Genomic DNA, 23,492 nt, shown 5'->3' with positions numbered 1-23,492 from the left:
TAAAGGTGATTGATTCTGCATGTTTCACTGCGGTGGGTAAAACTTCATTCCTGCGTAAGGCTTGGCGCGACAAGCTTGCAGGCGCGAGGCCAGATCGCCGACATGAACCTCCAGCTTGTGGCCGTCGGGATCGAGGAAATAAAACGACGCGCCTTCGCTGCGGTTGTCACGCCACTCCTGCACGCCGGCGGCCCGCAGGCGTTCGACCAATGCGGTGAAATCAGCGGCATCGACGGTGAAGGCATAGTGGGTGTAATCCATTGCCGCAGTGGTCGAGCACACCGGATCCAGCGACAGGCACAGCCAAAGCCCGGGCAAGGAAAGGTAAGCACCATTGTCCCAAGTGGCATCGAGTTGAACACGCAGCAGATCGTGATAAAAACTGACGCTGCGCGGCACGTCGGTGACGGCCAGGGTCAGGTGGTTGAAGCCGGTTAGCATTTAGGTTTTCTCTTATTACCGGTGACCATCGGACAATACACCGCGCACCCGCCCAATCAACCACTGCAACCCAGAATCCCCCCCCCGCCGCACATGCCAGGCGAGCTCAAAAGCAAACGAGGGAATATGAAACGGCGGTGGCACGGTCAGCAAATGTTGATGGTCGATATTCAGTAAACCCCGGGACGACACCGTCAAAATCAGATCCGTGCCCTCGATCAACTGAGGCGCCACGCCCCAGTGTGGCAGGCTGATTGCCACATGCCGCCGTTCACGTATCGCAGCCAGTGCCCGTTCGATTTCCGGCGTACCGCTGCCGCGCATCTCCAACAGTACATGTGGGCGTGACAGGTAAGTCGGCAGGTCCAGCGCACCGCTGGGTGCAAGGCTGTGGCGGTCGACCAGGCAGGTGTAATGCTCTTCGAACAATGGCGTCGTACACAGTTCGGCGGGCATGTCGGGGAATACGCCCGCCGCCAGGTCGAGATCGCCATTGAGCACGCCGTCAACCATACCTTCGCGGCTGGCCTGGATGATCTGCAGGTCGATGCCCGGCGCTTCGCTGCGCAGGACGCGGACCAATCCAGGTAGGAGGATCGCTGCGCTGTAGTCTGACATCGCCACGCGAAAGCGGCGCTTGGCCGAGGTGGGGTCAAAACGATTCGGCGCCAATAATGCCTGCACCTGGCCCAGCGCTTCGGCCAATGGCGCTGCCAACTCCAGAGCCCGAGCCGTGGGCACCAGCGCGCCGCCCTGACGCACCAACAGCGGGTCGCCAAGCATATCGCGCAGCCGGGCCAACGCGTGGCTCACCGCCGGCTGGCTCAGGTGCAGGCGCTCGGCGGCGCGGGTCACGTGTTGCTCGCTGAGCAAGGCGTCGAGGATCACCAGCAGGTTAAGGTCGATGCGGCGTAGATCATTCATCAGCTGCATGGTCTGTATAAGAACTTGGAATTTAAATCTGCGCGACGAATAGCCTAGAGTCCAGCGAAACTTCTGGGAGCATGGAGATGAGCGTGTTGCATTGGATGGGTTTGTTAGCGCTGGCGGTGATCGCCGGAGCCGTGGTGCCGTTTCAAAGTGCAATCAACGCTAATCTTGGGCGCGGCCTCGGCCATCCATTGTGGGCCACCTTGGCGTCGTTGCTGGTGAGTATCATCGTGCTGCTGCCAGTGATTATCGCTTTGCGTCTGCCCTTGCCGAGCCTGACGTTTATCACCAAGGCTCCGTTGTGGATGTGGGCCGGTGGCGCCTTCGGCGTCTGTTTTATTTCACTGGCGTTGATGCTGCTGCCCAAACTCGGCGCGTCAGGGTTTATTGCGTTGGCGATGGCCGGGCAGATTCTAGCGTCGTTGCTGCTCGACCATTTCGGCCTGTTCGGCCTGGTGCAACGCCAACTGACAACGCCGCGGGTGTTGGGCGCGTTGCTGTTGATCGGCGGCGTGGCATTGATCCAGTTCAGTGGCGCTCAGCCGCCAGGCGATTGATCTGGGCCTGCTCTACCACCGGCTGCGGCGCGCCCAGGCTCGCGGCCTGTAACATTGCCCGGCCGACAGTCTCGGTGCTCACCACCCAAGCCGGTTTTACCCGCCGCACAAACGAAAGCACCGGCCCCAGTAGGCTATAGAAAGCTTGATACAAGGGCGTCTTTGAGCGCACGCCGTGCAACGGCTGAATGATCCCCGGACGGAACAGGTACACCGCCTTGAACGGCAGGCGCAGCAAGGCGTTTTCCGTCTTGCCCTTGACCCGCGCCCACATCAATTGGCCCGTCTCGGAACTGTCCGTGCCGGCGCCGGAAACGTAGATAAAGGTCATCTGCGGATTAAGCCGCGCCAGGGTACTGGCAGCTACCAGGGTGAGGTCATAGGTGAGGTGGGTATACCGGGCTTCGTTCATGCCCGCCGACGAGACACCGAGGCAGAAGAAACACGCATCAAACCCTTGCAGCAGGTTCTCCAGGGGCTGTAAGTCGAGCATGTCGCTGTGCAGCACCTGGTGCAGCTTGCTGTGTTGCTGGGTCAGGGGCGTACGGCCGACGGCCACCACTTCCTGCACATCCGCCGCCAGCAGGCACTCGCGCAGCACGCCTTGGCCGACCATGCCGGTGGCGCCGAATAACAGAACTCTCATTAGGTAACCTCAGCGGCACGCCGCAAGCTTGCTCAAGTAGAACGCGTTGAGCGTGTAGCTTAACGCCTGCCGCCTGAGGCTGCCCTATCAAAACGCGCTACGAAATATCTCCTCAATCTGACGCTGATCCGCCCGACGTGGGTTGGTCAGCCCGCACGCGTCCTTCAGGGCGTTGGCGGCCAGCACTGGGATGTCCTGCAACTTGGCACCCAGCTCACGCAGGCCGGTGGGGATTTCCACGTCCTGGGACAACCGACGGATTGCCGCAATGGCGGCCTGGGCGCCCTCCTCCACGGTGATGCCCTTGATGTCCGCGCCGAGGGCGCGGGCCACGTCGCTCAGGCGCTTGGCACTGACGCTGGCATTGAAGCTTTGTACGTGGGGCAGGAGCACGGCGTTGCAGACGCCATGGGGCAAGTCGTACAGACCGCCCAGTTGGTGAGCCATGGCATGCACAAATCCCAGGGACGCGTTGTTGAATGCCATGCCGGCGAGGAACTGCGCGTAAGCCATATTTTCCCGTGCGGCCATGTCGTTGCCGTCGCGCACCGCCAGGCGCAGGTTGGCACTGATCAGCTCGATGGCCTTGATCGCACAGGCGTCGGTGATCGGTGTGGCGGCGGTGGACACGTAGGCTTCGATGGCGTGGGTCAGCGCATCCATCCCCGTGGCGGCGGTGAGGCCCTTGGGCATACCGACCATCAGCGCCGGGTCGTTGACCGATAGCAGCGGCGTGACGTTGCGATCGACGATGGCCATTTTCACGTGACGGGTTTCGTCGGTGATGATGCAAAACCGCGTCATCTCGCTGGCAGTGCCGGCGGTGGTGTTGATGGCGACCAGTGGCAGTTGCGGCTTGCTCGACTGATCGACGCCTTCATAGTCGCCGATGCGTCCGCCGTTGGTGGCGCACAAGGCGATGCCCTTGGCGCAGTCATGGGGCGAGCCGCCGCCCAGGGACACCACGAAATCGCAGGCCGTCTGTTGCAACAGCGCCAGCCCCTTCTCGACGTTTTCCACCGTGGGGTTGGGCTTGGCGCCGTCGTAGATCACCGAGTCGATATCCTGCATCGCCAGCTTCTCGGCGATCATGCTGGCCACGCCAGCCTTGGCCAGGCCGGCGTCGGTAACGATCAAGGCTTTACGAAAGCCGTAGGCGCGAATGGCGGTCATGGCTTCGTCGAGGCAGTCGCTGCCCATAATGTTGACGGCGGGGATGAAGAATGTGCTGCTCATGGTCGATCCTCAGAGGCTTTATGCCGACAGAATCCACCGGTACCGCATGGCGCATCTTGATCAGGATCAACTTCAGCTCGTGATAAAGTCACCCTCCAGCCGATTTCGAGTAGACCCGCCGCAATGAAGGATTTCCAGGATATTGACGCCCACCTTGAAGACTGGAGCGCCCTGCGCGACGCCATCGACTTCAACGGGATTCTGATCGGCAACGGCGCCAGCCGCACGATCTGGGAAGACTTTGCCTACGACTCGCTGTTTGAAAACGCCCGCACCGTTGAAGAAAAACCCCTGAGCCAGTCCGAACTCAGCGTCTTCGACGCCCTGCAAACCCGCAGTTTCGAGCAAGCCCTGGGCGCCTTGAAAACCACCAGCCGGGTCAACAAGGCCCTGGCAGTCAGTTCGGCGGCGCCGCGCAATCGCTATTACGCGATCAAGGAAGCGCTGATCAACACCATTCACACCGTACATATCCCCTGGCGACTGGTGCAGCCATCGACCCTGGCAACGATCAACAATGAGTTGGCACGCTACGCCACCGTCTTCACCAGCAACTACGATTTGCTCAACTACTGGGCAATCCTGCACACGCCCGGGATCGACGACCTGTTCCGCAGCGCCGATTCAAGCTTCAACCTGCGCAATACCCACACCGACACCACGCGCATTCTCTACCTGCACGGCGGCCTGCATCTGGTGCGCAACCTTGACGGCACAGCGCGCAAACTGCCGTCCACCGACAGCACCTTGCTCAGCAGTTTCGCGATCAACAACACGATCAAGACGCTGGACGATGTGCCGCTGTTCGTCAGTGAAGGCAAGGTGGAAGAAAAGCTCAAGAGCATTCGCAGTTCGGATTATCTGTCGTTCTGTTATGAGCAGTTGCTGAGCCATGAAGGCGCGTTGTGCATTTTCGGCCATGACTTGGGGCCGCAGGATAAACACCTGGCGGATGCGATTCGCCAGGCCGGTATCACCACCCTGGCGATCTCGGTGTCGGGGCGCACTGATGGCTTTATTCGTCAGCAGAAACAGCGGTATTCGCAGCTGTTTGAAGGGACAGGAGCGCAGCTTGAATTCTTCGCGGCGCGCACGCATCCGCTGGGTAATCCGGCGCTTTCAGTCCCGGTCGAACACTGAGCAAAATGTGGGAGCGGGCTTGCTCGCGAATGTGGTGGGTCAGTCAACATTTTCAGTGACTGACACTGCGCTTTCGCGAGCAAGCCCGCTCCCACATTTGATTGCATTTCAAATCGGGATCAGCGTCATTCCTCAGCGCTGTGCACCACCACCAGCAACTGCGCCTGCACCTCTCCCACCGAGCGAATCCGGTGGGGTTTCTGCGCATTGAAATGCAGCGCATCGCCGCGCTCCAACAGCACCCGCTCGCTCATGAAATCCACTTCCACCTGGCCTTCATGCACGAACAAAAACTCTTCCCCCAAATGCTCCTTGAAGGTCTTGTCGGTAAACTCCGCCGGCGGGTAGATGATGAACGGCAACAGGCTGCGCTCGCTCACCTGATGGGCAAGTACCGCATAACCCGGTGACGTGTCGGGCCGTTCATGGCTGCGCACCAGGCTGTAGCTGTCGAGGCTGACGTTGCCTTCGCTGAACAGCTCTTCGACTTTCACGTTCAGCGCCTTGGCCAGTTTCAGCGCAGCAGCAATGGACGGTGTGTTGAGCCCACGCTCCACTTTCGACAGGTAACTCTTGGTCATCCCGGATTTTTCGGCCAGGGCCTCCAGGGTTACGCCAAGTTTTTTTCTCAGTAATTTCAAACGGATAGACATTTGCTGCGGTTAATCCATGCAGAAAGCGATGAGCCGTGCTTGCCAATGACACAAAGTGTCATATAGCATCTTTAGTGTCATTTGCAGTCACCCAACGACCTTGCGAGCAGCGGGCGAGCAGCAAATCCGACGTCCATTGAACTACCCAAAGGACACCGATATGGCCAAGACATTAGCACTCCCAAAAGACCAACTGGTCAAGCAAGCCCTGAGCCAGATGCAAAACAGCCTGGCAGATAATACGTGGACCGAGCGCCAAAAGCTGGCGCTGACTTGCCGAATTCTGTTCGAACACGGCCACGACTCCGGCCTGGCCGGGCAAATTACCGCACGCGGGCCTGCGCCTGGCACCTACTACACTCAGCAACTGGGCCTGGGTTTTGACGAAATCACCGCCAGCAACCTGCTGCTGGTCAACGAAGACCTGGAAGTGCTCGAAGGTCATGGCATCCCCAACCCGGCCAACCGCTTTCACACCTGGGTGTACCGCGGGCGCCCGGATGTAAACTGCATCATCCATACACACCCCACGCACATTGCCGCGCTGTCGATGCTGGAAGTGCCGTTGCAGGTGTCGCATATGGACCTCTGCCCGCTGTATGAAGATTGCGCGTTCCTGGAGGCCTGGCCCGGCGTGCCGGTGGGCAATGAAGAGGGGGAAATCATCACCACGGCGCTGGGCGACAAGCGCGCCATCCTGCTCTCGCACCACGGCCAGTTGTCCACCGGGGCCAGCATCGAAGAAGCCTGTGTCATCGCGCAGTTGATCGAGCGGGCGGCCAAGTTGCAGTTGCTGGCGATGTCCGCGGGCACCGTCAAGCCGATCCTGCCAGAGCTGGGGCGCGAGGCCCACGACTGGATTTCCAAGCCCAAGCGCCACGGCGCTGCGTTCAATTACTACGCGCGGCAGAATCTGCGTAAACATGCCGATTGCCTGAACTGATCGCCCCCTTTTTCGACCGGAGTTTTCCCATGTCCAATCCAACTATTCACGGCATCATCGGCTACACCATCACCCCGTTCAGTGCTGATGGCCAGCGTGTTGACTTCGACGCACTCGGGCGTTCTATCGAGCGCTTGATCGACAGCGGCATCCACGCTATCGCGCCGCTGGGCAGCACCGGCGAAGGCGCTTACCTGAGCGATGCCGAGTGGGACGAAGTCAGTGCCTACAGCATCGAGAAAGTCGCCAAACGCGTACCGACCATTGTCAGCGTGTCCGACCTGACCACCGCCAAGGCCGTTCGCCGTGCGCGCTATGCCGAGGCGCACGGTGCCGATGTGGTCATGGTGCTGCCCGCCTCATACTGGAAACTCAGCGAAGCGCAAATCCTCGCCCACTACGCCGCAATCGGCGACAGCATCGGCGTGCCGATCATGCTCTACAACAACCCGGCCACCAGCGGTACCGACATGTCGGTGGAGTTGATCCTGCGCATCCTCAAGCAGGTCGACAACGTGACCATGGTCAAGGAGAGCACGGGCGACATCCAGCGCATGCACCAGTTAAAACTGGAGAGTGACGTGCCGTTCTACAACGGCTGCAACCCGCTGGCCCTGGAAGCCTTCGCGGCCGGTGCCAAAGGCTGGTGCACCGCGGCGCCGAACTTGATCCCCCAACTCAATCTGGACCTGTATCAGGCAGTGCTGGCCAATGACTTGAATAAAGCGCGAGAGCTGTTCTACCGACAGTTGCCGTTGCTGCAATTCATCCTCAAGGGCGGGTTGCCGACGACGATCAAGGCCGGGTTACGCCTGACTGGATTGGAGGTGGGGGATCCCAGGTTGCCGGTGTTCCCGCTGGGTGAGGCGGGGATCGAGCAACTCAAAACACTTCTGAAATAAACTCAGGGCCTGTGTGGGAGGGGGCTTGCTCCCTCCCACAGTTGAATTGAGTACAGCCTTTAAATAGAGACAAATAGCAATAATTCTCGATATCATTCACGACCTTTCCACCTCGTGCTTCGTCAAGAAGGATATCCATGTCTCGTCCCAAGCCCGACCCGTCGTCGGCCGATGCCTGTCGCGGGTTTTATGCAGATATTCTGTATTTCCTGCGTAAACGCACGGACAACGCCAGCGACGCGGCGGACATGACTCAGGATGTCTTTACCCAGTGGCTGGGCTACCGCGACCGAGCCAAGGTCGAGCAGCCCCGGGCGTTTCTGTTCCAGATGGCGCGCAATCTGTTGCGCGATCACTGGCGCAAACAGAAGGTACGGCACACCGCCCATCCCGATCACGCCGAAATGGATACCGAGCCGGTCACCGACGAACAGCACGACCCCATGGCCGCCGCCCTGCGCCTGCAACGCCTGGAACAGTTGAAAGAAGTCCTCGCCGAACTCTCGCCCCGCCGGCGAGAAGCCCTTATGCTGCACCGCTTCGAAGGCTTGAGCCAGGCACAGATCGCCGAACGCATGGGCATTTCGACCAGCATGGTAGAAAAGCACATTGCCTTGGCCCTGCTGCATTGCAAGCGACGCCTTCAATCCGACCCCGGCACGGAGCAGCCAGAATGAACCGCCTGAGCGACATCGACGCCCTGGACAGCCAAGCGAGCGACTCCATCGACGCCCAGGCCGCCAGTTGGTTTGCACGCAACCGCAACGCTGCCAGCCGTGCCGACCGCAAAGCCTTTGCCGCCTGGCAGGCGGTGCCAGCCCATGCGCGTGCCTATGCCGAATTCGAACAGCTGTGGGCCGACCTGGCCCAGTTGCAACAACTGAACAAACCGCTGCCGCTGGCCAAACGCAAACGCCCCCTCTGGCGCCCAGCCCTTGCGGTGGCCGCTGCCGTGCTGTGCGCCGTGTTGGCGACCCACATCGGCGCGCCCCGCGAGCTGTATCACACCCAGGTCGCCGCTCATGCCAAAAGTATGCGTACCTTGAACCTGCCCGATGGCAGCACCCTGTACGTGAATGCCAACACCCGCATCCGCGTGGACTTCAGCGCCCATCAACGTGTCGTGCATCTGGACAAAGGCCAGCTGTATATCGAAGTGGCGGCCGACAAGGAGCGGCCACTCTACGTGCAAGCCGGCGAGTCGATCATACGGGTGGTGGGCACTGGTTTTGACGTGCGCCGCGGCCAGCAGCAACTGGTGGTGAGCGTTGCCCATGGCCAGGTGGCGTTCGAGCCGGACAGCAAAAGCCCCACCACCCTGCTCGGCGCCCGGCAACGTGCCGCTTACAGCTACGCCAAAGGCACCCTGCAACAACAAACCCTCAGCGCTGAAGAAGTGGCCGATTGGCGCAGCGGGCATTTATCGTTTCGCAATCGCGAACTGGCCAGCCTGATCGACGAGCTGAGCCTGTACCGTCCCCAGGCGCCGTTGCAGGTCAGCAAGGCCGTGGCGCAACTCAAGGTGTCGGGCAACCTGGATGTGAATGACCCCGATGCCCTGCTCAACGCCTTGCCCGCCCTGTTGCCGGTAAAAACCGTGGTCTTGGCCGATGGCAGTGTGAAAATCGAGCCGAGCAAATAGCCTGCATACTGTCCACATGAGAATATTTTGCATTCGCATGTGTGGTTTTTTTGGTCTGCCCCGTCTTCCTCCTGTCCGTGTTTGATACGCACACCTTTTTGGCTATTTAGCCGCTCCGGGGGATTTCATGTTTCGCGCGCCTTGCCACGCTTCGCACCTGTTTCTTCGACCCACGCTCCTGGCCACGTGCCTGGCCTTCAGCCTCAACGCCCAGGCCGAGTCGTATACCCTGCACCTGCCGGCCCAGTCACTGGCCGCGTCCCTGAGCCAGGTGGCACAGCAGGCGAAAATCCAGCTGCTGTTCGATGAAAGCCTGCTCAAAAACCTGAAAGCGCCGGCGCTCGACGGTGACTACACCGCGGAAGTAGCGATTCGCTCCCTGCTGAAAAACGGCGAGTTCACCCTGATCAAGGTCGGCAGCACCTACGTAGTGCGCCCCGATGAGGGCAAGGCCACCAGCAGCGCCGCGATCCAGCTGGACACGCTGAGCGTGATCGGCACCGGCAACGAAGTGAACGCCGGCACCGTCAACCGCTCCACCCTGACCCAGGCCGATATCGACCGCTACCAGTCCAATAACATTCCGAGCCTGTTGCAGACCCTGCCCGGTGTCAGCCAGGGCGGCTCGCTCAAACCTGGCGGGCAGACCATCAACATCCGTGGTTTCGGCGATGCCGAAGACGTGCCGTTGACCGTGGACGGCGCCACCAAGACCGGCTTTGAGCGCTACCAGCAAGGCACAGTGTTTATCGAACCCGAGCTGATCAAGCGCATCGAAGTGGAAAAAGGCCCCAACTCGCCGTTCACCGGCAATGGCGGCTTCGGCGGCACCGTCAACATGATCACCAAGGACGCCCCGGACCTGCTCCAGGACGGTCGCAACAGCGGCGCGATGCTCAAATACGGCTACTCCAGCAATGATCATGAACAGGTCTACAGCGGTGCCGTGTATGGCCGCACCGACGATGGCCGTTTCGACGCCCTGGCCTACCTGACCCAACGCGACGGCGGCGATATGAAGGTGGCCGCCAAGTTGCCCAACGACAACAACGAGTACCCGATCAACCCCCAGCGCTTGCCCAACAGCGCGCAGGATGTGGACGGCAAGTTGTTCAAGGTCAACGCGTACTTCACCGATGAGCAGAGTGTCGGCCTGTCGTACTCGCGTTCTCACAGCAACCGCTGGACACCGTTTTCCGCCGCGAGCTACCCGACGCCGCCTACCCAGTTCAACATCGACCGCTACGGCTACGAAGGGGCCTTGAAGCGCTTCCTCGCGCACCGCGATACGGTCGATACCACGTGGTCGGGCAAGTATCACTACCAGCCGCTGGATAACCCGCTGGTGGACCTCACTGTCAAATACTCCCAGTCCAATACCGAACAGACCGACGAGCGTGACGCTACCGCGTTTTTCCAACTCGCTACCGGCGGGCGCAAGATGGACACCGCCTACACCGACAAAAACCTCGACATCCGCAACGTCAGCTTGTTCGACACCGGGCCCTTGCAGCACGCGGTGACCGTCGGCGGGCAGATCCGCAAGCACATCCGCGAAACCGAAATGTGGATGCCCGGCACCACCTACAACACGCCGCGCTACAACTATGGGCACTTCCAGCCGGGCTTCATGCCCCAAGGTAAGGTCGATACCAGCAGCTTCTTTATCCAGGACGCGGTCACCCTGGGCGACGTGACGATCACGCCGTCGCTGCGCTATGACCACGTGCGCAATCGCGGCGAGGGCAACGATGCGCCCTACTACAACAACCCCGACCCCGCGGTTGGCCACGATTACAGCGACCGCACCTACACCGGCTGGTCGCCACGCCTGGCGCTGTTCTGGACCGTGACGCCGAATGTGGGGTTGTTCGCCAACTGGAGCCAGACCTGGCGCGCCCCGGTGATCGACGAACAATATGAAGTACAGGGCCTGGGCAGCCGCACCGCCACCAGCGTGGACCTGGACCCGGAGCGCATCACCTCGATCACCCTGGGCAACATCACCAACTTCGACAACCTGTTGGCCCAGGACGACAATCTGCAACTGCGCACTACCCTGTTCCATAACAAGGTCGAAGACGAAATCTTCAAGGCCACCGGCGTGGGCTGCCAGAACCAGGCCATCAACGGCGGCAGCATCTCCTCAGCGTGCCCACCGGGGCCGATGTCCAACTATCGCAATATCGGTGGCATGACCATCAAGGGTGTCGAACTCGAATCGATCTATAACTCCACCTACCTGTTTGGTTCGGTATCGTTTGCCTATGCCAAGGGCCAGCACCAGGGCGCCTACACCAACCCGTGGGGCCCGGATGTGGCGGCACGGGATATCCCACCGACCAAATGGGTGCTGGTACTGGGCACCAACATCCCGGCCTGGGATGCCCAGGTGGGCTGGATGGGTCAATTCATCGGCGCTACCGACCGCTTGCCCAGCGACAAATACTCCGGTGGCCCGGGCTCCGGCGTGGGTGATTTGTTCTTCGACCAGTACGGCAACAAGCGTTACAACACCCAAGGCCTGTTCGCCAAATGGAAACCGCAGCAGGCTTACCTCAAAGGCACCGAGGTGAACTTCACGGTGGACAACCTGTTCAACGAAAACTTCCGCCCGGCGTTGAGCGGCGACCGCGCCTATACCAAGGGGCGCGATGCGAAGATCAGCGTGACGCGATTCTTCTGACCACACACGCATTCCAAATGTGGGAGCTGGCTTGCCTGCGATAGCCGTGGTACAGCCACCATCGTCATCGCAGGCAAGCCAGCGCCCACAGGGAACGCGCTCACTTCAGGCCAGGTAGCCATCCCCGCGCAACAGGGTTTCCAGGCAGTGCTCAGTGATGTGGTAGAACGCCTTGAGCTCCTGGATTTTCACCAGCAACTGCGCGTTGTCCAAAGGCTGCGCACGCTTGACCGCAAGAATCATCTTGTTCTTGTTGGTGTGCTCCAGCGAGATGAACTCGAACACCTTGGTCTCGTAGCCACAGGCTTCCAGGAACAACGCACGCAAGCTGTCGGTGACCATTTCTGCCTGCTGGCCCAGGTGCAGGCCGTATTGCAGCATCGGCTTGAGCAGCGCCGGGCTCTGGATCTGCAGGCGGATCTGCTTGTGGCAGCATGGCGAGCACATGATGATCGACGCGCCGGAGCGGATGCCGGTATGGATCGCGTAATCGGTGGCGATGTCGCAGGCATGCAGAGCGATCATCACGTCCAGCTCGCTCGGCGCCACACTGCGTACGTCCCCGCACTTGAACACCAGCCCCGGGTGCTCCAGGCGTGCGGCAGCACTGTTGCACAGGGTGACCATGTCTTGGCGCAATTCAACACCGGTAACCTCGCCCTCGGCCTTGAGGGTATTGCGCAGGTAATCATGGATGGCGAAGGTCAGGTAGCCCTTGCCCGAGCCGAAATCGGCAACGCGCACCGGTTGGTCGAGTTTCAACGGCGACGACGTCAGCGCATGGCTGAACACTTCGATGAACTTGTTGATCTGCTTCCACTTGCGCGACATCGAGGGAATCAACGCCTGCCTGGCATCGGTCACTCCCAGATCGGCGAGAAACGGCCGGCTCAGGTCGAGGTAGCGGTTCTTCTCACGGTTATGCTCGGCTGACGGTGCTTCGCGCAGTTGCTGCGGCTGGCTTTTGAACAGCGAGCTTTTGTTCTTCTTGCTGTATTCCAGCTGGGCTTCGTCAGTCAGCGACAGCAAGTGCGCGTTCTTGAATGATGCAGGCAACAGCTCGGCAATCGCCGCCACGCCGTCGGCCGAGGGGAAATTCTTGGTGATGTCGCGGGTCTTGTAGCGGTACACGAAGGACAGGCACGGCTGGTCTTTGACGGTGACCGGCTTGATGATCAGCCGTTGCAGCTCGGCTTCCTCACCGACGTACTTGGCCAGCACCAGCTTGATAAAGGCGTTTTGCGCAAGGCTTGCGCTCAGCAATTGGATGAACTGGGCGTGATGATCCGGCGCAGGGTTGGCGGGTTGAGCGGTGACGGACATGAACAAAAACGCCTCGGGCAAAGAATGCCGGGCATTTTAGGGGGGATAGGGGTTCAGGGCACGGGGTTATTTGACCAATGGTCAGTTCCAGCAGCCACAGTAGATCCAAATGTGGGAGGGGGCTTGCCCCCGATTGCAGTATGTCAGCCAACAGATTCATTGACTGGTGCACCGCCATCGGGAGCAAGCCCCCTCCCACATTTGGAACTGAGTTGGCCGGGTTATTCGAGTACCACCAGGCGATTGGGCAGCTCATTGCGCGTTTGCGTCACCGGCACATGCACCTTGAGCAACTCGCCGCACGCCTCGATGCACGCAATAAACCCGGCCAGCGTCTGCCCCTGTTTCACCTGCAGGGTGAACGTCTTGACGATGGCGTCCCAACTGCTGTCATCCAGGCGTTTGGAAATGCCGTCATCGACGAGGATTTCCACGTAACGTTCCGCCTCGCTGACAAATATCAGCACGCCAGTGCTGCCCAACGTGTGGTGCAGGTTCTGCTCCAGAAACTGCCGACGCGCCAGGTTAGAGGCGCGCCAGTGGCGTACGGAGCGGGGAATCAGGCGGGTGGTGACCTTGGGCAAGCGAAACACCAGGCACAACACAATAAACGTCGCCCATTGCGCCAACAGCAAGGTGTACATGGTCAGGTAGCCCGACAAATAATGCACCACGCCCGGCACCACCAACGCGATCAGGCTGGCCCACAGCAACGGGATGTAGGCGTAGTCGTCGGCACGCGCCGCCAGCACGGTCACCAGTTCTGCGTCGGTGTTTTTTTCGACCCGGGCAATTGCTTCGGCGACTTGGCGCTGCTCATGTTCAGTCAGTAATGCCATGGTTGTAGATGCTCTTTTCTCGTTATTGTCATTACCAGCCGCCCGAAGCCCCGCCACCGCCGAAGCCACCACCGCCGCCACGGAAACCACCGCCACCGCCGCCCCCACCACCACCGCGGCCGCTGCTGCTGAGAATGGCCAGCAGGATAGCGCCTACCGGCAAGCCCATGCGATTGCACAGCCACAATACGCCGATCAGCAGGATAAACAGGCCGATGGAAAACCCGGGATTATCCTTGGCGAAATTCGCATCCGCCACATGGGCGGGCACCGCCAGGGGTTCACCGCCCACGACCTGGATCATCGCCGCCACGCCGTCGCTGATGCCCTGGCTGAAATTGCCGGTCTTGAACTTGGGCAGGATCACCTGGTTGATGATCACCCAGGACTGCGCATCCGTCAGCACGCCTTCCAGGCCGTAACCGACTTCGATGCGCAATTGGCGCTCATCACGGGCAACGATCAACAGCGCGCCGTTGTCCTTGCCCTTCTGGCCGATGCCCCATGCGCGCCCCAATTGATAACCGTAGTCTTCAATCGGAACGCCCTGCAGGTCGGGCACGGTGACCACCACAAGCTGGTCACCGGAGGTCTGCTCCAGCGCCTGCAGCTGTTGAGTGAGCTGCTGGCGCGTTGCCGGGTCGATCATCTGGGCGTTGTCCACCACCCGCCCGGTCAGTGCCGGGAAGGTCAGGGCCGCCTGGGCCATGCCCATGCAGGCCAGTAGCCAGAATGCCAGGCCTATCCGTAATAAACGCATCGACACCTCAAGGCAGCGTTATTTGAATTTCACCTGCGGCGCCTTGTCGGCATCGGCGCTGGTGGCTTCAAACGTGGCGCGAATCGGCAAATCGCTGTACATCACGCTGTGCCACAGACGGCCCGGGAAAGTACGGATTTCGGTGTTGTACGCTTGCACGGTCTGGATGAAATCACGACGGGCCACGGCGATACGGTTCTCGGTGCCTTCAAGTTGGGATTGCAAGGCCAGGAAATTCTGGTTGGCCTTGAGGTCCGGGTAACGCTCGGACACCACCATCAAACGGCTGAGTGCGCCGCTCAAGCCATCCTGGGCTTGCTGGAACTGCTTGAGTTTTTCCGGGTTGTCCAGGGTGCTGGCGTCCACCTGGATCGAGGTGGCCTTGGCCCGCGCTTCGATCACGGCGGTGAGGGTCTCCTGTTCGTGGGCGGCATAGGCCTTCACCGTTTCCACCAGGTTGGGAATCAGGTCGGCACGGCGTTGATACTGGTTCTGCACCTGGCCCCAGGCCGCCTTGGCCTGTTCGTCCAGGGTCGGGATGTTGTTGATGCCGCAACCGCTCAGCACGCTGCTGATCAATAGCAAAGCCGCGGCCTTGAAGCCCCAACGGTAAGTCTGTGCTGCTTGCATGGTGTTTCTCCTGCCCAATCTTGATGGAATTTGACGACTAACCCTATAAACCACGCGCTTGGGGCATAATCCGCCACCACTGGAATGCATCGAGCCAATCAGCTACAAAGATGCCCAGCGCGAAAAAGAGTTCAGAGTGTGCTGCATTTATCTGAACAACACCCGAACAACAATAGACGCTCCCCACATTTTGGCCGACCAGCGTAACCGCTGTGCAGTGAGCCGAAAAAGGATATTCATGAAGAAGCTGTGTTTGCTCGGCCTTGTTGCCACGCTGGCCACCCACCCCGTCTGGGCAGAAACAAAGCCTGCTGCGCTTAAAGACAAGGACGCCTTTGTCAGCGACCTGCTCAAGCAAATGACCCTGGATGAAAAGATCGGCCAATTGCGCCTGATCAGCATCGGCCCGGAAATGCCCCGCGAGATGATCCGCAAGGAAATCGCCGCCGGCCGCATCGGTGGCACCTTCAACTCCATCACCCGCCCGGAAAACCGTCCGATGCAGGACGCGGCCATGCGCAGCCGCTTGAAGATCCCGATGTTCTTCGCCTATGACGTGATCCACGGCCACCGCACCATTTTCCCGATCAGCCTGGCCCTGGCCTCCAGCTGGGACATGGACGCCATCGGCCGCTCCGGGCGTATCGCCGCCCAGGAAGCCGCTGCCGACAGCCTCGACATCACCTTCGCGCCGATGGTCGATATCTCCCGCGACCCGCGCTGGGGCCGTACCTCCGAAGGTTTCGGCGAAGACACCTACCTGGTCTCGCGGATTGCCGAAGTCATGGTCAAGGCGTTCCAGGGCGCAAGCCCGGCGAATGCCGACAGCCTGATGGCCAGCGTCAAGCACTTCGCCCTGTATGGCGCGGTGGAAGGCGGGCGCGACTACAACGTGGTCGACATGAGCCCGGTCAAGATGTACCAGGACTACCTGCCGCCCTACCACGCGGCGATCAAGGCCGGTTCCGGCGGCGTGATGGTCGCGTTGAACTCGATCAACGGCGTGCCTGCCACCGCCAACACCTGGCTGATGAACGACCTGCTGCGCAAGGACTGGGGCTTCAAGGGCCTGACCGTCAGCGACCACGGCGCGATCTTCGAGCTGATCAAGCACGGCGTGGCCAAGGACGGGCGCGAAGCCGCCAAGCTGGCGATCAAGGCCGGCATCGACATGAGCATGAACGACTCGCTGTACGGCAAGGAATTGCCCGGCCTGCTCAAGTCCGGCGAGATCGAACAGAGCGACATCGACAATGCCGTGCGCGAAGTGCTCGGCGCCAAGTACGACATGGGCCTGTTCAAGGACCCGTACCTGCGCATCGGCAAGGCCGAGGATGACCCGGTCGACACCTACGCCGACAGCCGCCTGCACCGCGCCGAGGCCCGCGACATTGCGCGCCGTAGCCTGGTGTTGCTGAAAAACCACAACGACACCCTGCCGCTGAAAAAATCCGCGACCATCGCCCTGGTCGGCCCGCTGGCCAAGGCGCCGATCGACATGATGGGCAGTTGGGCGGCTGCCGGCCGACCTGCGCAATCAGTGACCCTGCTCGACGGCATGAACGCCGTGATCGGCGAAAAGGGCAAAGTGATCTATGCCCGCGGTGCCAACATCACCGGCGACAAGGCGGTGCTCGACTACCTCAACTTCCTCAACTTCGATGCTCCGGAAGTGGTGGATGACCCACGCCCTGCCCAAGTATTGATCGACGAAGCGGTGAAAGCGGCGAAGAACGCCGACGTCATCGTCGCGGCCGTGGGCGAATCCCGTGGCATGTCCCACGAGTCGTCGAGCCGTACCGACCTGAACATCCCGCAAAGCCAGCGCGACCTGATCAAGGCCCTCAAGGCGACCGGCAAGCCGTTGGTGCTGGTGCTGATGAACGGCCGCCCGCTGTCGATTCTCGAAGAGAACCAACAGGCTGACGCGATCCTGGAAACCTGGTTCGCAGGTACCGAAGGCGGCAACGCCATCGCCGACGTGCTGTTCGGGGACTACAACCCGTCGGGCAAGCTGCCGATCACCTTCCCGCGTTCGGTAGGGCAGATTCCCACCTACTACAACCACCTGACCATTGGCCGGCCGTTCACCCCAGGCAAGCCGGGCAACTACACCTCGCAGTACTTCGATGACACCACAGGCCCCCTGTTTCCCTTTGGCTATGGCCTGAGCTACACCCAGTTCAGCCTGTCGGACATGGCGCTGTCGTCCACCACCCTGAACAAGACCGGCAAGCTCGACGCCAGCGTCACCGTGAAGAACACCGGCAAGGTCGATGGTGAAACCGTGGTGCAGTTGTATATCCAGGATGTGGCCGGCTCGATGATCCGCCCGATCAAGGAGCTGAAGAACTTCCAGAAGGTCATGCTCAAGGCCGGCGAAGCGCGCACGCTGCATTTCACCATCACCGAGGACGACTTGAAGTTCTACAACGCCCAGCTCAAGTTCGCGGCGGAACCGGGTGAGTTCAATGTGCAGATCGGGCTGGATTCCCAGGATGTGCAGCAGCAGACCTTTGAACTGCTCTAACGCCTGACGCGGTCAAAAATGTGGGAGGGGGCTTGCTCCCGATAGCAGTGGGTCAGTCAATGAATCTGTTAACTGAAACACCGCCATCGGGAGCAAGCCCCCTCCCACATTTGACCTCATTGTTCTTGTTAGCCGCGCCGGTCGAGCAGATTGACCACCAACCGATCAATCCACCCCCACACCCGCTGCTTCACCCGCTTCCACAACGGCCGCGCCTTCCAGGCCTCCAGGCTCACCACCTGGCTTTGGGCAAAATCCGCTTCGAAACTGCCCACCACCGCCGCCGTCAATCCCGGGTCCAACGCTTCGAGGTTGGCTTCCAGGTTGAAGCGCAAATTCCAGTGGTCGAAATTGCACGAGCCAATGCTGACCCAATCGTCCACCAGCACCATCTTCAGGTGCAAAAAGCACGGCTGGTATTCAAAAATCTGCACGCCTGCACGCAGCAGACGCGGGTAATAACGATGGCCGGCGTAGCGTACTGACGGGTGATCGGTACGGGGCCCGGTGAGCAGCAAACGCACATCCACCCCGCGCCCTGCCGCCCGGCGCAAGGCACGACGCACGCTCCAGGTCGGCAGAAAATAGGGAGTCGCCAGCCAGATACGCCCTTTGCTGCTGTTCAACGCGCGAATCAACGACTGCAGGATATCGCGGTGCTGACGAGCGTCGGCGTACGCCACGCGACCAAGCCCAGGGCCCGTCGCTGGCACTTTCGGCAAGCGCGGCAAACCGAAATGGGTCGCCGGTTTCCATTCACGGCGCGCGGCGTTAGCGTGCCATTGCCGGTCGAACAGGGCCTGCCAGTCCAGTACCAGCGGGCCGCTGATCTGCACCATCACTTCATGCCAATCGGCGCTGTCTTGCCCCGGCGTCCAGAACTCATCGGTGACGCCCGTACCACCGACCACGGCAACGCGCTGGTCGATCAGCAGCAGCTTGCGGTGGTCGCGATACAGGTTGCGCATCCAGCGCCGCCAATTCAGGCGGTTGTAAAAACGCAGCTCCACGCCGGCGTCGGTCAAGCGCTTGCGCAGCCCAAGGGTAAACGCCAGGCTGCCGTAGTCATCGAACAAGCAGCGCACCTGCACCCCACGTTCGGCGGCCAGCACCAGCGCCTGCACCATCGCGTCGGCACAGGCGCCGGCTTCGACCAGATACAGCTCAAGATCCACCTGCTGCTCGGCCCGGGCGATGCCCACCAGCATCTGCGGGAAGAAACTCGGCCCGTCGATCAGCAGTTCGAATTGATTGGCGCTGCGCCACGGGAACACTGCGCCACTCATGTCAGCGCGCCGTGAAGATCAGTACCGCACCCACCGGCACCGACAAACTGATCGACTTGAGCCCCGCCGCCTTGCGCAACGCCGCCACACCCGGCGCCAGATCGAAGTCCTCGGCGTGCAACACCACAGGCTCCAGGGTCACCACCTGGAAACGTCGCTCATCCAGGCGCGTGGCAAGCAATTCGGCGCTGTAGGTCTGGGTCTTGCCGTACAGGGTGACGCTCAGCGGCAGGCGCAACTCCAGTTGCGCGCCGGATGCCAGGTCGTTGATCGGTTGCAGATTGATCTGTGCGCTGATCAATGCGTCGGGAAAGGCCTTGATCTGGAACAGCTCTTTGCGCATGCGCTCATCGCGCAGCGGGATGCCGCTGTTGATCGACTCCATCTCCACTTGCAACTGCGCCGCGCCTTTGGCATCGACTTTGCCGTGCAGCACCAGGAAGCGGTGGACTTCAGCAACCTCTGTGTTTTTGGTGGTGACGAAAGACAGGCGCGAGGATTCGTTATCCAGGTACCAATCGGCGTGGGCAGGCACGGTGGCGCAGGTCAGCAGGGCGAAGACCAGAGGTTTGACATTGAACATAAAGACTCATGGGGCAAAAAACCTGGGCGAACATTAAGCGCAATCTCACGAACGGCGCAAATCCATTGTGGGAGCTGGCTTGCCTGCGATGGCGGTGTGCCAGGCGAGAAATGGTTGACTGATACATCGCCATCGCAGGCAAGCCAGCTCCCACAGGGTTTTGCGGTGTTTTTAATCCAGCGTTCGCTGAACTTCGCACACCGCCTGTTCAAGGCTGGCCATATGCAAATTCAACACCCGCTCCACCGGCGCCTGATGCATGGGCCAATGCAACGCCATGCTCCCCACCAACCGGCCATTGGCGTGCACCGGCAACGCCACCGCCCGAATCAGGAAGGGCAAACGCACCGGGTATTCCCAATAGCCCTCGGTACGCTGGCCGAACCCCTGGTGCTGGGTTTGCTCGCAAGCATGGCTTTGCTCATCGGCGGCCACACGATCGCGACACGCCAGCCGCTGCACTTCATCAAGGGGCAACTGCGTCAGGCATGCCTTGCCCATCGCCGAGTGAAACAGGCTGGCGTACTGACCGACGATCTGGCAGTTGTTCGGGTAGAGCTTGCGCAACACGCTGGGAATCGCGCTTTCCATGACTTCCAGGCGCTCGCCGTCGAAACACGACAAGTCCACCACCAACCCCGTGCGCTCGCTGAGCTCCAATAACCAGGGCGCCGCGCTTTCCACCACCTGGCGCTTGAAGCGTTGCTGGGTATCACCGAACAAACGCCGAGCGCGCAGGCGGTAACGCCGATCGCTCAGGCCGCGGTAGACCCAGCCCTGATCCTGCAAGGTCAGTAACATGCGCGACACCGTGGCCTTGGGCAGCCGCGTAAGGTAGTGCAGTTCTTCCAGCCCAAGGGCCTGGTGCTCGCCCAGCAACTCGACGATTGCCAGTGCGCGCTCAACCGAGCGTACCGTGCCTGTCTCCATGTTCGATCTCCCTGTTGCTGGTGGATGATCTGTTTTACACAGCAAGATACAGGCCCGGTCGCAGGTCAGGTGGTGGTGGCAATGCACGCCGGCGGCCGGCGTTGCACCCATTGAGTCAGCTGTTCATGGGCAAATGCCAGTTGCAGCACGGCTCGGTCGGCCTGGGCCGGGCCGATGACTTGCAGGCCCATGGGCAGCCCTTGGGGGTCGAAGCCCACCGGGATGCTCATGCTCGGCAAACCGGCGAGTGTCGGGCCGATCACCACTTCCATCCAGCGGTGATAGGTGTCCATTTCGCGCCCGCCAACGAGGCGTGGCCAAGGCTGTTGTGCATCGAAAGGGAACACTTGGGCGGTGGGCAACAGCAGAAAATCGTAACGCTCAAACAACTTGGCCAGGGCCCGATACCACTCGCTGCGATCCACCGACGCCTGGTACACCTGCTGGGCACTCAGGCCCTGGCCGCCCTCCACTTCCCATTGCGCTTCGGGCTTGAGCAATGCGCGTTTTCGCGGGTTGGCGTAGGCCGCGCCGAGGTTGCCGTGCACCAGCCAATGGCGGTGTACCAGCCAGCAACGCCACAGGCGCGCCAGGGAAAAGTCCGGCTGGCAGCTTTGCACCTCGCAGCCCAGCGTGGCGAAATCATCGAGTGCCGCCTCGCACAGGCTCAGCACGCCGTCTTGCATCGGCAGATAACCGTTGTAGTCACCCAGCCAACCCAGGCGCGTGCCTTTGAAGTCGCGCTGTAACGACTGGCCCAGCATCGCGGGATCGTCCTGGGATGACAAGGGCACACGGGGGTCGTAACCGGCCTGGATGCTCAGCAGCCGCGCTACATCCGTGACACTGCGCCCCATCGGGCCTTCGGTGCCCAGTTGCTGCACAAACAGCTCCGGCATCGGCCCGTGGGGCACGCGGCCCTGGGACGGGCGCAAGCCGAACACGTTATTGAACGCCGCCGGGTTGCGCAGCGAGCCCATCATGTCGCTGCCATCGGCCACCGGCAACATCCGCAACGCGAGGGCCACCGCTGCCCCGCCGCTGCTGCCGCCGGCCGTCAGGCGTGGGTCATAGGCATTGCCGGTGGTGCCAAACAGCGTGTTGTAGGTGTGGGACCCCAGGCCGAACTCCGGCACGTTGGTCTTGCCGATGATAATCGCGCCACTGGCGCGCACCCGCGCCACGCTGATGACGTCTTCGCTGGGTACATGCTCGGCAAACAATGGTGAGCCCAACGTGGTGCGCAAACCTTGGGTTGCCGCCAGATCCTTGATGGCCTGGGGCATGCCATGCATCCAACCGCGGGATTGGCCCTGGGCCAACTCCCGGTCGCAGGCCCTTGCCTCGGCCAGCACAACCTCGCTGTCGCGCAACGACACCAACGCATTCACACGGGGGTTGAAACGCTGGATCTGCGCCAGGTACGCCTGCATCACCTCTTCGCACGACACCTGCCGCCCATGGATCGCCTGCGACAGTTGCGTGGCATCCCAATCGACAATACTCAAGGCTTCACCTCTCTGGAAAACGCCAGCGGCTTGCTCGCCCGCGGAGCCTCGCGCATGCAATAAGTGCCGAGCAGCGTCAGCACGCACGCGAACAATACGTAGAACGACGGCGCCACCGGCGTGCCCAGTACCTTACTCAACCAGGTCACGATCAACGGCGCAAAACCGCCGAACACCATCACCGCCACGTTATAGGCCACCGACACGCCGGTCGAGCGCACCTCGATGGGAAACTGTTCAGCCAACGCCGTCGGCGCCGGGCCGAAGAACCCGCCAATGGCCGTGCACAGCATTACCTGCATCACCAGCAAGCGCTCGATGGACGGCGCGGCAGCCACCCATACATACAACGGGTAGACCATCACGAAGAACGCCAGGGTGAAGGCCATCAACACCGGTCGCCGCCCCAAGCGATCCGAGAGCAGGCCGGACAAGGGAATCACCACGGTCATCAGCGCCACCGCAAACATCTGCACCATCAGCACCTGGTCCAACGGCAGGCCGAGATTCTTGTGGGCGAAGGTCGGCATGTTCACCAACACCACATAGAACGACACCGTCGCCCCGCACGCCAGGCCCATGGACACCAGGATGCTGCGCCGATGCTCACGCAGCACCTGCATCAGGCTCGGTGCCGGGCCGGTGGCGTTTTTACGCGCCTGGATAAACTCTTCCGGGTCCTCCATGTGCCGCCGGATCCACAACCCCACCGGGCCGATCAGCAAGCCCAGCACAAACGGCAGGCGCCAGCCCCACAGGTCGAGGGTTTCGGGGGAGAAGAAGTGCGTGACCAGCGCCACCATCGCCGCACCACCAAACACCGCCAGGCACTGCCCCACCAATTGCCAGGAACCATACAACCCCTTGCGATGGGCCGGTGCGCTCTCCACCAGAAACGCCGTGGCGCTGGCATATTCACCGCCCGTGGCAAACCCCTGAAGCATCCGCGCCACCACAATCAGCAACGGCGCGCCCATGCCGATGGCGGCGTAGTTGGGGGCGAAGGCGATCAGCGCGATGGACACGGTCATCAACCGAATAATCAATTGCATCGCGGCTTTGCGGCCTTTGCGGTCGGCGTAGATACCCAACAGGATCCCGCCCACCGGCCGCATGAAAAAGCCCACGCCAAAGGTGGCCAGGGCCATCAGCAGCGAAGCGTATTCATCCTCCGACGGGAAAAACTGCCGGGCGATGATGCTGGCGAGAAAGCCGTAGACGATGAAGTCATACCATTCCAGTGCATTGCCGATCACGGCGGCCACCACTTGGCGGGTGCGCGAGACGCCTGGTTTTAAAGTCTGCATGAGGAGCACTCCATTCAACC

The 23,492-nt window shown here is 61.1% G+C and carries 22 protein-coding genes; 8 read left to right on the top strand and 14 right to left on the bottom strand.

Annotated features, from left to right (window positions below; genetic code table 11):
* Positions 1-24: 24 nt before the first annotated feature.
* Positions 25-441, bottom strand: coding sequence for a fosfomycin resistance glutathione transferase (gene fos / locus E4P00_RS00970; RefSeq protein WP_248130503.1), 417 nt, complete (start codon positions 439-441; stop codon positions 25-27).
* Positions 442-456: 15 nt separating this feature from the next.
* Positions 457-1,374, bottom strand: a complete 918-nt coding sequence (locus E4P00_RS00965; RefSeq protein ID WP_177327396.1) for a LysR substrate-binding domain-containing protein — start codon at positions 1,372-1,374, stop codon at positions 457-459.
* Positions 1,375-1,451: 77 nt separating this feature from the next.
* On the opposite strand from E4P00_RS00965, the gene E4P00_RS00960 reads away from it, so the two are divergent.
* Positions 1,452-1,928, top strand: coding sequence for a DMT family transporter (locus E4P00_RS00960; RefSeq protein ID WP_032877293.1), 477 nt, complete (start codon positions 1,452-1,454; stop codon positions 1,926-1,928).
* On the opposite strand, the gene E4P00_RS00955 is transcribed toward E4P00_RS00960, so the two are convergent.
* Together E4P00_RS00955 and yiaY are read right to left on the bottom strand one after the other, a co-directional pair.
* On the bottom strand, positions 1,900-2,574 hold the full coding sequence (locus E4P00_RS00955) for an NAD(P)H-binding protein (RefSeq protein ID WP_216090871.1): 675 nt from the start codon (positions 2,572-2,574) through the stop codon (positions 1,900-1,902). The two genes, E4P00_RS00960 and E4P00_RS00955, sit on opposite strands and share 29 nt — an antisense overlap.
* Positions 2,575-2,661: 87 nt before the next feature.
* On the bottom strand, positions 2,662-3,810 hold the full coding sequence (gene yiaY, locus E4P00_RS00950; RefSeq protein ID WP_078820523.1) for an L-threonine dehydrogenase: 1,149 nt from the start codon (positions 3,808-3,810) through the stop codon (positions 2,662-2,664).
* A 123-nt stretch (positions 3,811-3,933) separates the two neighbouring features.
* Between yiaY and E4P00_RS00945 the strand changes: the two genes are divergently transcribed.
* Complete coding sequence (locus E4P00_RS00945; RefSeq protein WP_248130502.1) at positions 3,934-4,950, top strand: DUF4917 family protein; 1,017 nt, start codon at positions 3,934-3,936, stop codon at positions 4,948-4,950.
* 125 nt (positions 4,951-5,075) lie between these two features.
* On the opposite strand, the gene E4P00_RS00940 is transcribed toward E4P00_RS00945, so the two are convergent.
* Positions 5,076-5,603 carry an XRE family transcriptional regulator gene (locus tag E4P00_RS00940; protein WP_005785945.1) on the bottom strand — a complete coding sequence of 176 codons (528 nt, stop codon included), beginning with the start codon at positions 5,601-5,603 and terminating at the stop codon, positions 5,076-5,078.
* Positions 5,604-5,763: 160 nt separating this feature from the next.
* Here E4P00_RS00940 and E4P00_RS00935 point away from each other — a divergent pair, with 160 nt between their 5' ends.
* The 5 genes from E4P00_RS00935 to E4P00_RS00915 all read left to right on the top strand — a co-directional run bounded on the left by E4P00_RS00935 (position 5,764) and on the right by E4P00_RS00915 (position 11,776).
* Positions 5,764-6,546: an aldolase gene (locus tag E4P00_RS00935; RefSeq protein ID WP_005785944.1), complete on the top strand. Its 783-nt coding sequence runs from the start codon at positions 5,764-5,766 to the stop codon at positions 6,544-6,546.
* Between the two features lie 29 nt (positions 6,547-6,575).
* A complete protein-coding gene (locus tag E4P00_RS00930) occupies positions 6,576-7,448 on the top strand; it encodes a dihydrodipicolinate synthase family protein (protein WP_078820521.1) in 873 nt (290 codons plus the stop codon).
* A 137-nt stretch (positions 7,449-7,585) separates the two neighbouring features.
* Positions 7,586-8,125, top strand: a complete 540-nt coding sequence (locus E4P00_RS00925; protein WP_032877298.1) for an RNA polymerase sigma factor — start codon at positions 7,586-7,588, stop codon at positions 8,123-8,125.
* Positions 8,122-9,090: a FecR domain-containing protein gene (locus E4P00_RS00920; protein WP_216090870.1), complete on the top strand. Its 969-nt coding sequence runs from the start codon at positions 8,122-8,124 to the stop codon at positions 9,088-9,090. The genes E4P00_RS00925 and E4P00_RS00920 overlap by 4 nt, the downstream gene beginning before the upstream one ends.
* Positions 9,091-9,217: 127 nt before the next feature.
* Complete coding sequence (locus tag E4P00_RS00915) at positions 9,218-11,776, top strand: TonB-dependent receptor (protein ID WP_248130501.1); 2,559 nt, start codon at positions 9,218-9,220, stop codon at positions 11,774-11,776.
* Positions 11,777-11,881: 105 nt separating this feature from the next.
* On the opposite strand, the gene E4P00_RS00910 is transcribed toward E4P00_RS00915, so the two are convergent.
* The 4 genes from E4P00_RS00910 to E4P00_RS00890 all read right to left on the bottom strand — a co-directional run bounded on the left by E4P00_RS00910 (position 11,882) and on the right by E4P00_RS00890 (position 15,328).
* Positions 11,882-13,099 carry an SAM-dependent methyltransferase gene (locus E4P00_RS00910; protein ID WP_078820517.1) on the bottom strand — a complete coding sequence of 406 codons (1,218 nt, stop codon included), beginning with the start codon at positions 13,097-13,099 and terminating at the stop codon, positions 11,882-11,884.
* A gap of 221 nt (positions 13,100-13,320) precedes the next feature.
* Positions 13,321-13,938: a TPM domain-containing protein gene (locus E4P00_RS00905; protein ID WP_078820516.1), complete on the bottom strand. Its 618-nt coding sequence runs from the start codon at positions 13,936-13,938 to the stop codon at positions 13,321-13,323.
* A gap of 31 nt (positions 13,939-13,969) precedes the next feature.
* A complete protein-coding gene (locus E4P00_RS28955) occupies positions 13,970-14,698 on the bottom strand; it encodes a TPM domain-containing protein (RefSeq protein ID WP_032877302.1) in 729 nt (242 codons plus the stop codon).
* Positions 14,699-14,716: 18 nt separating this feature from the next.
* Positions 14,717-15,328 carry a LemA family protein gene (locus E4P00_RS00890; protein ID WP_078820514.1) on the bottom strand — a complete coding sequence of 204 codons (612 nt, stop codon included), beginning with the start codon at positions 15,326-15,328 and terminating at the stop codon, positions 14,717-14,719.
* A gap of 238 nt (positions 15,329-15,566) precedes the next feature.
* Here E4P00_RS00890 and bglX point away from each other — a divergent pair, with 238 nt between their 5' ends.
* Positions 15,567-17,858, top strand: a complete 2,292-nt coding sequence (bglX, locus tag E4P00_RS00885) for a beta-glucosidase BglX (protein WP_032877304.1) — start codon at positions 15,567-15,569, stop codon at positions 17,856-17,858.
* 128 nt (positions 17,859-17,986) lie between these two features.
* Here the strand turns inward: bglX and E4P00_RS00880 are convergent, their stop codons facing one another.
* From E4P00_RS00880 to E4P00_RS00860, 5 genes are all read right to left on the bottom strand, one after another.
* Positions 17,987-19,144: a phosphatidylserine/phosphatidylglycerophosphate/cardiolipin synthase family protein gene (locus E4P00_RS00880; protein ID WP_005785930.1), complete on the bottom strand. Its 1,158-nt coding sequence runs from the start codon at positions 19,142-19,144 to the stop codon at positions 17,987-17,989.
* 1 nt (position 19,145) lies between these two features.
* Positions 19,146-19,727, bottom strand: coding sequence for a YceI family protein (locus E4P00_RS00875; RefSeq protein ID WP_248130500.1), 582 nt, complete (start codon positions 19,725-19,727; stop codon positions 19,146-19,148).
* Positions 19,728-19,898: 171 nt separating this feature from the next.
* A complete protein-coding gene (locus E4P00_RS00870) occupies positions 19,899-20,657 on the bottom strand; it encodes a helix-turn-helix domain-containing protein (protein ID WP_078820513.1) in 759 nt (252 codons plus the stop codon).
* Positions 20,658-20,722: 65 nt separating this feature from the next.
* Positions 20,723-22,165: an amidase gene (locus E4P00_RS00865; protein ID WP_248130499.1), complete on the bottom strand. Its 1,443-nt coding sequence runs from the start codon at positions 22,163-22,165 to the stop codon at positions 20,723-20,725.
* On the bottom strand, positions 22,162-23,472 hold the full coding sequence (locus E4P00_RS00860; protein WP_248130498.1) for a citrate-proton symporter: 1,311 nt from the start codon (positions 23,470-23,472) through the stop codon (positions 22,162-22,164). The genes E4P00_RS00865 and E4P00_RS00860 overlap by 4 nt, the downstream gene beginning before the upstream one ends.
* Between the last annotated feature and the right edge of the window lie 20 nt (positions 23,473-23,492).

The organism is Pseudomonas sp. B329 (genome assembly GCF_023127835.1).
In the GTDB taxonomy this organism is placed as follows: Bacteria; Pseudomonadota; Gammaproteobacteria; order Pseudomonadales; family Pseudomonadaceae; genus Aquipseudomonas; species Aquipseudomonas synxantha_A.
This window is presented reverse-complemented; position numbering and strand designations above follow the sequence as displayed.

Coding starts and splice junctions, on each gene's coding strand:
- fos (WP_248130503.1), bottom strand. CDS start 441: ATGCTAACCGGCTTCAACCACCTGACCCTGGCCGTCACCGACGTGCCG.
- E4P00_RS00965 (WP_177327396.1), bottom strand. CDS start 1,374: ATGCAGCTGATGAATGATCTACGCCGCATCGACCTTAACCTGCTGGTG.
- E4P00_RS00960 (WP_032877293.1), top strand. CDS start 1,452: ATGAGCGTGTTGCATTGGATGGGTTTGTTAGCGCTGGCGGTGATCGCC.
- E4P00_RS00955 (WP_216090871.1), bottom strand. CDS start 2,574: ATGAGAGTTCTGTTATTCGGCGCCACCGGCATGGTCGGCCAAGGCGTG.
- yiaY (WP_078820523.1), bottom strand. CDS start 3,810: ATGAGCAGCACATTCTTCATCCCCGCCGTCAACATTATGGGCAGCGAC.
- E4P00_RS00945 (WP_248130502.1), top strand. CDS start 3,934: ATGAAGGATTTCCAGGATATTGACGCCCACCTTGAAGACTGGAGCGCC.
- E4P00_RS00940 (WP_005785945.1), bottom strand. CDS start 5,603: ATGTCTATCCGTTTGAAATTACTGAGAAAAAAACTTGGCGTAACCCTG.
- E4P00_RS00935 (WP_005785944.1), top strand. CDS start 5,764: ATGGCCAAGACATTAGCACTCCCAAAAGACCAACTGGTCAAGCAAGCC.
- E4P00_RS00930 (WP_078820521.1), top strand. CDS start 6,576: ATGTCCAATCCAACTATTCACGGCATCATCGGCTACACCATCACCCCG.
- E4P00_RS00925 (WP_032877298.1), top strand. CDS start 7,586: ATGTCTCGTCCCAAGCCCGACCCGTCGTCGGCCGATGCCTGTCGCGGG.
- E4P00_RS00920 (WP_216090870.1), top strand. CDS start 8,122: ATGAACCGCCTGAGCGACATCGACGCCCTGGACAGCCAAGCGAGCGAC.
- E4P00_RS00915 (WP_248130501.1), top strand. CDS start 9,218: ATGTTTCGCGCGCCTTGCCACGCTTCGCACCTGTTTCTTCGACCCACG.
- E4P00_RS00910 (WP_078820517.1), bottom strand. CDS start 13,099: ATGTCCGTCACCGCTCAACCCGCCAACCCTGCGCCGGATCATCACGCC.
- E4P00_RS00905 (WP_078820516.1), bottom strand. CDS start 13,938: ATGGCATTACTGACTGAACATGAGCAGCGCCAAGTCGCCGAAGCAATT.
- E4P00_RS28955 (WP_032877302.1), bottom strand. CDS start 14,698: ATGCGTTTATTACGGATAGGCCTGGCATTCTGGCTACTGGCCTGCATG.
- E4P00_RS00890 (WP_078820514.1), bottom strand. CDS start 15,328: ATGCAAGCAGCACAGACTTACCGTTGGGGCTTCAAGGCCGCGGCTTTG.
- bglX (WP_032877304.1), top strand. CDS start 15,567: ATGAAGAAGCTGTGTTTGCTCGGCCTTGTTGCCACGCTGGCCACCCAC.
- E4P00_RS00880 (WP_005785930.1), bottom strand. CDS start 19,144: ATGAGTGGCGCAGTGTTCCCGTGGCGCAGCGCCAATCAATTCGAACTG.
- E4P00_RS00875 (WP_248130500.1), bottom strand. CDS start 19,727: ATGTTCAATGTCAAACCTCTGGTCTTCGCCCTGCTGACCTGCGCCACC.
- E4P00_RS00870 (WP_078820513.1), bottom strand. CDS start 20,657: ATGGAGACAGGCACGGTACGCTCGGTTGAGCGCGCACTGGCAATCGTC.
- E4P00_RS00860 (WP_248130498.1), bottom strand. CDS start 23,472: ATGCAGACTTTAAAACCAGGCGTCTCGCGCACCCGCCAAGTGGTGGCC.